At 60.6% G+C, this 7,237-nt stretch carries 7 protein-coding genes; all 7 read left to right on the top strand.

The features are described from left to right. Positions 1-897, top strand: an 897-nt coding sequence (locus RWM61_RS19700) for an energy-coupling factor transporter transmembrane component T (protein ID WP_314004036.1), incomplete at its 5' end; no start/stop codon positions are given. 295 nt (positions 898-1,192) lie between these two features. After that, positions 1,193-1,393 carry a hypothetical protein gene (locus tag RWM61_RS19695; protein ID WP_314004033.1) on the top strand — a complete coding sequence of 67 codons (201 nt, stop codon included), beginning with the start codon at positions 1,193-1,195 and terminating at the stop codon, positions 1,391-1,393. A 182-nt stretch (positions 1,394-1,575) separates the two neighbouring features. Then, positions 1,576-1,794, top strand: coding sequence for a hypothetical protein (locus tag RWM61_RS19690; protein ID WP_314004030.1), 219 nt, complete (start codon positions 1,576-1,578; stop codon positions 1,792-1,794). Between the two features lie 174 nt (positions 1,795-1,968). Next, entirely contained in the window at positions 1,969-3,933 is a 1,965-nt protein-coding gene (locus RWM61_RS19685; protein ID WP_314004027.1) for a stalk domain-containing protein, read from the top strand. A 136-nt stretch (positions 3,934-4,069) separates the two neighbouring features. After that, positions 4,070-4,474 carry a Fur family transcriptional regulator gene (locus RWM61_RS19680; RefSeq protein WP_314004039.1) on the top strand — a complete coding sequence of 135 codons (405 nt, stop codon included), beginning with the start codon at positions 4,070-4,072 and terminating at the stop codon, positions 4,472-4,474. Next, positions 4,467-4,691: a membrane protein insertion efficiency factor YidD gene (gene yidD / locus RWM61_RS19675; protein WP_314004024.1), complete on the top strand. Its 225-nt coding sequence runs from the start codon at positions 4,467-4,469 to the stop codon at positions 4,689-4,691. Before RWM61_RS19680 ends, yidD begins: the two co-directional genes overlap by 8 nt. Positions 4,692-5,126: 435 nt before the next feature. Next, positions 5,127-7,106, top strand: a complete 1,980-nt coding sequence (metG, locus tag RWM61_RS19670) for a methionine--tRNA ligase (protein ID WP_314004021.1) — start codon at positions 5,127-5,129, stop codon at positions 7,104-7,106. Positions 7,107-7,237: the final 131 nt, after the last annotated feature.

The following is a 7,237-nucleotide window of genomic DNA, read 5'->3' as shown; positions in this document are numbered from 1 at the left end:
GCGGCGCCCGCACCGGAGCAGCCTTTGCCCGTGCCGGAGCAGCCTTTGCCCGTGCCGGAGCAGCCTGCGCCGAAGCCGGCCGCTCCGCCGGCCTTGCCGCCGGCCGACGGTGTTGAGCGGGCAGAGGCCCGTCAGCCTGCGCCGGATGAGGATTTGTCGGCGCATCCGCTGTCGCGGCGGGACCCGCGGGCGCTTTGGACCTTTTATCTGCTTGCCGCATCCGGCCTGCTGATGCTTGGCGGGTGGACGGGCGTTGCGGCAGGCGCAGCCGCTTGTGCCGCCATCTTTTTCGGCTTGCCCGGTCTGATTCGGCCTTATCGCAATCTTATTTATTACTACGTCTGCTTCATTCCGTTGATGGGCATTCTGACCGGCTTTGAATTCGCGCCGATCCGATTCTCGCTGCCGGCGGCAATCGACACGATGCAGCTGCTGTTCCGGCTTTTCACCGCGATGCTGCTCGCCTTGCCGCTGCTCGGGCTGATAACGCCTTACCGGCTCCGGCTGGCGATCGAGCAGCCGCTGATGGCGCTCGGCATCGGCAAGCGCCGCGTGCATTCATTGTCGCTAACCGTTACCCTGCTGTTCCGCTTTTTGCCGCTTATTGCCGCCGAGTGGCGGCGTTTCGCGCGGATTGCCGCCGTTCGCGGCAAACGGCCGTCGGCGCCGGGCAAAGTGCCGCTCAGCCGGCTGCATACGGTGATGATCCCGTTCATGCTGGCGCTGCTGCAAATTGCGGACCGGTTGTCCACGGCGCTTGAGGTGCGCGGCTTCGGCGGCAATCCGGTAGAGGCGCGGGCGGTGAGGCTTCGTTTGGACCGGCGGGATTTCGCCTTGATGCTGGCCGGCTTGCTGGTCTTTGGCCTGCTGGCGGTCATTTCGCGCATGCTTTCCTGAAAAGAGCCGGCCCAATCAATGGCGGGAACACGGCTGTCGGCAAGATTCGCGAGGCGGCGTTAGGGAAACGATTATCGGCTCCTGCGAGGGACGCCGCGCCGGCAGCCGCGCAGGTTGAAGCGGTGCGGCCCGACGGCGCCCGCGCAAGTCCAAATCCCCCCGCCGACCGGACAGCGGCCTGTGCCTGCCGGGATATCCATTTATGCGAAAAAAGTGGCGTCATTCGCGCATATCCCTTATAATGCTTAGTGATAGACGGTGAATTGCCGCGTTCGCGTTAAAGGAGAGTTGGTTCATGTCAGCCGTTGACGTCAGTCAAGTGCCCGCAGGTTTATTCATAATGGGCGCCATCTTCATTTTACTTACCTTTTCATTGCTCAGTCTCGGCATTCTCCGGATGTTCCAGTTGCGCTTCAAAGCGGGGTGGCTGTCATTTGCCGGCGCCGTTGCGAGCGGCGCCCTGTTCGGAATCTTGCTCGACCGCTGGTTCTTGTAATTCCGGACGATACGCCGCTGCGGAAGCGGCGCCAACCGAGCAGCCTCCTTCCGGGAGACTCGGCCGCAGGACGGCCGTTTACCGGACGGGGGCTGCTGTTGCGATCCTGCGATCCGCGCATGAAGCGTGGACCCCGGCTGCTTCCGGCATGCGGAGCGGACTTCATTCGAGGGAGGTTATTCATGCTTTTGCAGCTTTGGTTCTTCATCAATATCGGCTTTGTCGCGCTGTTCATAACCAGCTTGTTTGTGAATCGCGCTTATCGGGAGGCGCTGCAGGCGGGCGATCCCGCGGCGGTGAAACGGCTCAAACGCCGCCGGCTTTTTATGGTGCTTTGCACCGTTGCGGCGTTCCTGGCCATGAGCGCGGCCTTCCTGGCGAATATGGCCAGGAACGGATAATACGGCGTCGGAATCGGGGGCTGCCTTGAACATAGAGAGCGGAGCGCAAGTTCCGTTTTCCAGCAAAACCGCAACCTTTCCAGTATGCGTAACGTTTAACTTAGGTAGGGCGCTCGCAGCGGCATGCGCCGAACAGACAAAGCAGTCAGAAGCTGCTACGAGAAGGAGACGGGGATGAACTCATTCAAATCGCTAAAAGGACTGTTGATTACATCGTTGCTTGCTTTGCCTTTACTTGCTCCGCCGCAGGCGGCCGATGCCGCAGCAGACGGGTCGAACACGCTGGTATTAAAGAAAAACAGCGCCGTCATGCAATTTAACGGCACGGAACGGAAGGCGGCGCAGCCGGTGACGTACAAAAACGGCTCCGCTTACTTGCCGCTTAACGGCATTTCCGCACCGTTCGGCTTCAAGCTGTCGTACGACGCGAAGACGAGGGAGGCGGTCGCCCGTTCGGCGAAGCAGGAGATCCGGTTCAAGTCGGGCAGCTCCTACATCAAGGTGGACGGCAAGGTCGTCAGGGCTCCCGGCCCCGCCTATGCGCAGAAAGGTTACATGATGGTGCCGATCCGCACCTGGTCCAATGTGACCGGCAGCACAATCGGGGTAAACGGCACGACGATCACGATCGTGTGGAGCAGCCTGCCGGAGGCGGCGTTCCGCGTGCTGCCCGAGGAAATTTACGCGACGCAGACGACGGTTGCCTATGAGGATTTGGCGACAAGCCCGGGCGGCCTGCGAATCGTCGAGGAGCAGTGGGAAGGCCGCGAGGAAGTGTTTCAGACGGCCGGAACGTACACGATCACCCGCCGGGTCATGGACGAGAGCGGACAATGGAGCGAGCCGTACAGCGTGACGATCACGGTGCGCGAGCCGAATCAGGCGCCGGTTGCCGATTTCGGCACCGAGAAGCAGTCCTACCGGATCGGCGAGCAGGTGCTCTACACCGACCGAAGCTACGATGACGAGAATGCCATCACCGACCGCGAATGGACCGGCAACGAGCCGGTGTTTTTCGAACCGGGCGAGAAGCAGGTAACGCTGCAGGTGACGGACCGTCACGGATTGACCTCGAGCGTGACGCGAACGGTGACGGTTACCGATGAAGTGCTGTATACGCGGGACGAATACAACCGGAAGTTTACGGCCGTCGGCCAAAAATACGAGATGAACGGCTCCGAGGTGCTCAGCTATGAGTCGGTGCCGTATACGATCGTTGACGAGCCCGCCCAGATGGTGCGGAGCAACAGTCCGGAACGGTGGGAGACGACCGGCGTCGCATACGACGATCTGCTGACGGGCAAAACCCGTTTCCTGCTGTACAACCAGAACGGCATCGGCTACAACGTGAAGATGTATATCGTCGCGACGAATATGAACGGCACATCGGCGGATGTGGGAATCGGCGCCTGGGGCATGGGCGGTCCCGACCCATACACGACGAATGCCGGCAAGTTCTCTACAGTACGCTATTTGGATATGCTTAACCGCAACACGCCGGTCACGTATACGACGCTCCGCCCGGGAGAATCGAAAGTGCTGCTGCCGGAAATCGCCGTTGTGCCGATCAAGAAGGACCAGACGTTCTCGGCTTACGCCGATATCGTGTCGGACAAAATGATCCGGTACCGCATCGTCGTCGTCCCCGAGAAGGACGATCCGATCGCCTCGCTGTCGTCGCTGTCCATCATGGACCGCATCGACAAGCACGTTCGCGGCACATTCTACAATGCGGACCGCACCATTCAAGTCGATAACATGCTGGGCGGGCAGCCGCAGCGCATCGTGCTCGGCGACAACAAGGTGGACAAAAATCTGGACGGCATCGACCAGACGACCGGACGGTTGGAATGGAACCTCGGCAATTTCGGGGTGCTGTACAAAATGACGATCGACGTGGGGCCGAACACGCTGATCGGCCTGAATGCCCGCGGCGGCCACTACACGGGCGCCTTTATCGTGAACGGCAAGGTCGTGACCGTGACGGACGGCAGCGTGCTGAAAACGAGCGGCGAGACAGCGGTTCTTTACCGCACGGGCAGCCGGGAGGAGAAGGTCGAGATCGTGTTCACACTGGCGTCCGGCAGCAACCTGCCGATCCATATGCTGTTCCTGCCGGTGCCCGAGCAGCGGTACTGATCATGAAGCCCCGCTTTCGTCCGCGACGGACGGCGGGGCTTCCCGCGTTGACGGCGCCGGCATTTTCCTGCATGATGAAAGGAAGAACGACATGTCCCGGAGGTAGAAGCGATTGCAGACTGACGAAATCATACGGATGATGTCGGCCCAGGGCCTGCGCATCACCGATCAACGGAAGACGCTTGCCAAGCTGTTCGCGGATACGCCCGGCTATCTGTCTCCGAAGGCCGTATACGACTATATGGGCCGTTTTTATTCCGGACTCAGCTTTGATACGGTGTACCGCAATTTGCGGGTGCTCGACGAACTGGGCGTGCTGGAGCAGGTCGTATTCGAGGACGGCGTCAAGTTCAAGCTGCACTGCCGCGGCCATGACCACCACCATCATATGATTTGCCTGCAGTGCGGGAAGACGTACCCGATCAGCTATTGCCCGATGGATCAGACGGAGGCGCCGGACGACTTCAAGGTCTTGAAGCACAAATTCGAGGTGTTCGGCTACTGCAAGGACTGTGCGCTGGAGGAGGAAAGCCGTGCGTAAGGCGCTCCAGGCGCCGGTCCGGTTTTACCGCCGGTTCATCTCGCCGCTCAAGCCGCCCATGTGCCGGTTCTATCCGACCTGCTCGGCCTATGCGCTGGAGGCGTTGGAAACGCACGGCGCCTTGAAGGGCTCGTGGCTCGCGGCCAGGCGGATTTGCCGCTGCCATCCGTTCCATCCGGGTGGGATCGATCCTGTGCCGCCGAAGCGCCGACCTTGACACGGGCTTGCCGTTTTCGTTATATTTTCCATAAGGAAACAGGATAACGAACATCCGATGAACGGATAAGTACAGAGCGTCTGCCCATCACAGAGAGCCGGATACGCTGCGAACCGGCATGGAGCGGCTGTGGAACATGGTCCGGGAGGATTTCTTTTCGAGCGCCGGCGCCGCCGCCGTGAGGGAAGGACGTATGCCGGCGTTAAGGGCGGGCCGCCGGACGGCGGCGCAAAGAAGCTTCCGGGCCGCTTTATGGCCGGAAGGAATTTGGGTGGTATCACGTGAGTCCAGGCTCTCGTCCCATAGCGGACGGGAGCTTTTTACCGTTTTACAGGTTTTCCGGGGTTCCCGAAAAGCAAGCGGAATACGCTTCAGCGCTTAACGTCACTTTTTGGGGGCTAATCCCGCAATTGATCAAGGAGGCTGACGACAATAATGCCGGAATCGAACCATTCGTTCTACATTACGACCCCGATCTATTATCCGAGCGACAAGCTCCATATCGGGCATGCTTACACGACGGTGGCCGGAGACGCCATGGCACGCTACAAGCGCCTGCGCGGCTTCAATGTGCGTTATTTGACGGGTACGGACGAGCACGGGCAGAAAATCGAACGGAAGGCGAGGGAGAAAGGGCAGTCGCCGCAGCAGTTCGTTGACGAGATTGTGGCAGGCATCCAGGAGCTCTGGCGCAAGCTCGATATTTCGAACGACGATTTCATCCGGACGACGGAGGAGCGGCACAAGGCGGTCGTCGAGAACATTTTTGCGCGGCTGCTCGCACAGGACGATATTTACAAAGGCACCTACGAGGGATGGTACTGCACGCCGTGCGAATCGTTTTTCCTCGAGCGGCAGCTGGAGGGCGGCAACTGCCCGGACTGCGGCAGGCCGGTGGAGCTCGTCAAGGAGGAAAGCTACTTTTTCCGCATGAGCAAATACGCCGACCGGCTGCTGCAATTCTATGAGGAGAATCCGGAGTTTATCCAGCCGGAATCCCGCCGGAATGAGATGATCAACAATTTCATCAAGCCGGGCCTCGAGGATCTGGCCGTATCCCGCACGACGTTCGATTGGGGCGTCAAAGTGCCGGGCGATCCGAAGCATGTCGTCTACGTTTGGATCGACGCCCTCTCCAACTACATTACCGCGCTCGGCTACGGAACGGACAACGACGGTCTTTACCGCTCCTTCTGGCCGGCTGACGTCCATCTGGTCGGTAAGGAAATCGTCCGGTTCCATACGATCTACTGGCCGATCATGCTGATGGCGCTCGGGGAGCCCTTGCCGCGAAAGGTGTTCGCGCACGGCTGGCTGCTGATGAAGGACGGCAAAATGTCCAAGTCGAAAGGGAATGTCGTCGATCCGCTGCTGCTCATCGACCGGTACGGCCTGGATGCGCTGCGCTATTACCTGCTTCGGGAGGTGCCGTTCGGCGCGGACGGCACGTTTACGCCGGAAAATTTCGTCGAGCGGATCAATTTCGATCTCGCCAACGACCTCGGCAATTTGCTGAACCGGACGGTGGCGATGATCGACAAATATTTCGGCGGCGCGGTTCCGGCCTACGACGGGCAGGCGACCGCTTTCGACGCCCCGCTGCAGGCTGCGGCGGCGGAAACGATCGCGCATGTGGAGGCGAACATGGAGCGGATGGAATTTTCCGTCGCCCTGTCGTCGATCTGGCAGCTTGTCGGCCGAACCAACAAATATATCGACGAGACGCAGCCGTGGGTGCTTGCCAGAGAGGAAGCGACCAAGCCGCAGCTCGCATCGGCCATGTATCATCTCGCCGAATCGCTGCGCATTATTTCCATTCTCACTCAGCCGTTTCTGACGAACGCGCCGAGGGAAATATGGCGGCAGCTGGGCGTGACGCCGGGCGAGCTGACCGCTTGGGACAGCACGAAAACATTCGGCGCGCTTCCCGGCGGCACCGTCGTCGCCAAAGGAGCGCCGCTGTTCCCGAGGCTGGAGACGGCTGACGAGATCGCATTCATCGCAGCCTCCATGTCCGGAGGCGCGAAGCCGGCCGAACCGGCGGCCGAGACTTCCTCTGCCGCGGCCGAAGCCGCCCCGGCGGACGCGAAGGCGGAAATCGCGATCGACGATTTCGCAAAGGTGGAGCTTCGCGTCGCCCAGGTCGTTGCGGCCGAACCGGTCAAAGGCGCCGACAAGCTGCTCAAGCTGCAGCTTGACCTTGGCTGCGAGCGCAGGCAGGTCGTTTCGGGCATCGCCAAATTCTACAGGCCTGAGGAGCTCGTAGGACGCAAAGTCATTTGCGTGGCGAACCTGAAGCCGGTGAAGCTTCGCGGCGAGCATTCACAGGGAATGATTCTTGCGGCGTCGCAGGGTGGCCAACTCACGCTGGCAACGGTGCCCGACGGCATGCCGAACGGCGCGATCGTAAAATAAGAGCGGCGAGAGAACGGCAAAAGGACGAGGCGGAGCGGACTGTGGCTGACACCTCGTCCCCGGGACTCTTCCTCCCGAGCTAATTGCGATGTCCGGCAAGCCGGACGGGACAAGGGAAGCGGGATTAGGCA

The sequence above is a fragment of the uncultured Paenibacillus sp. genome, assembly GCF_963515335.1.
Taxonomy (GTDB): domain Bacteria; phylum Bacillota; class Bacilli; order Paenibacillales; family Paenibacillaceae; genus Paenibacillus_I.
This window is presented reverse-complemented; position numbering and strand designations above follow the sequence as displayed.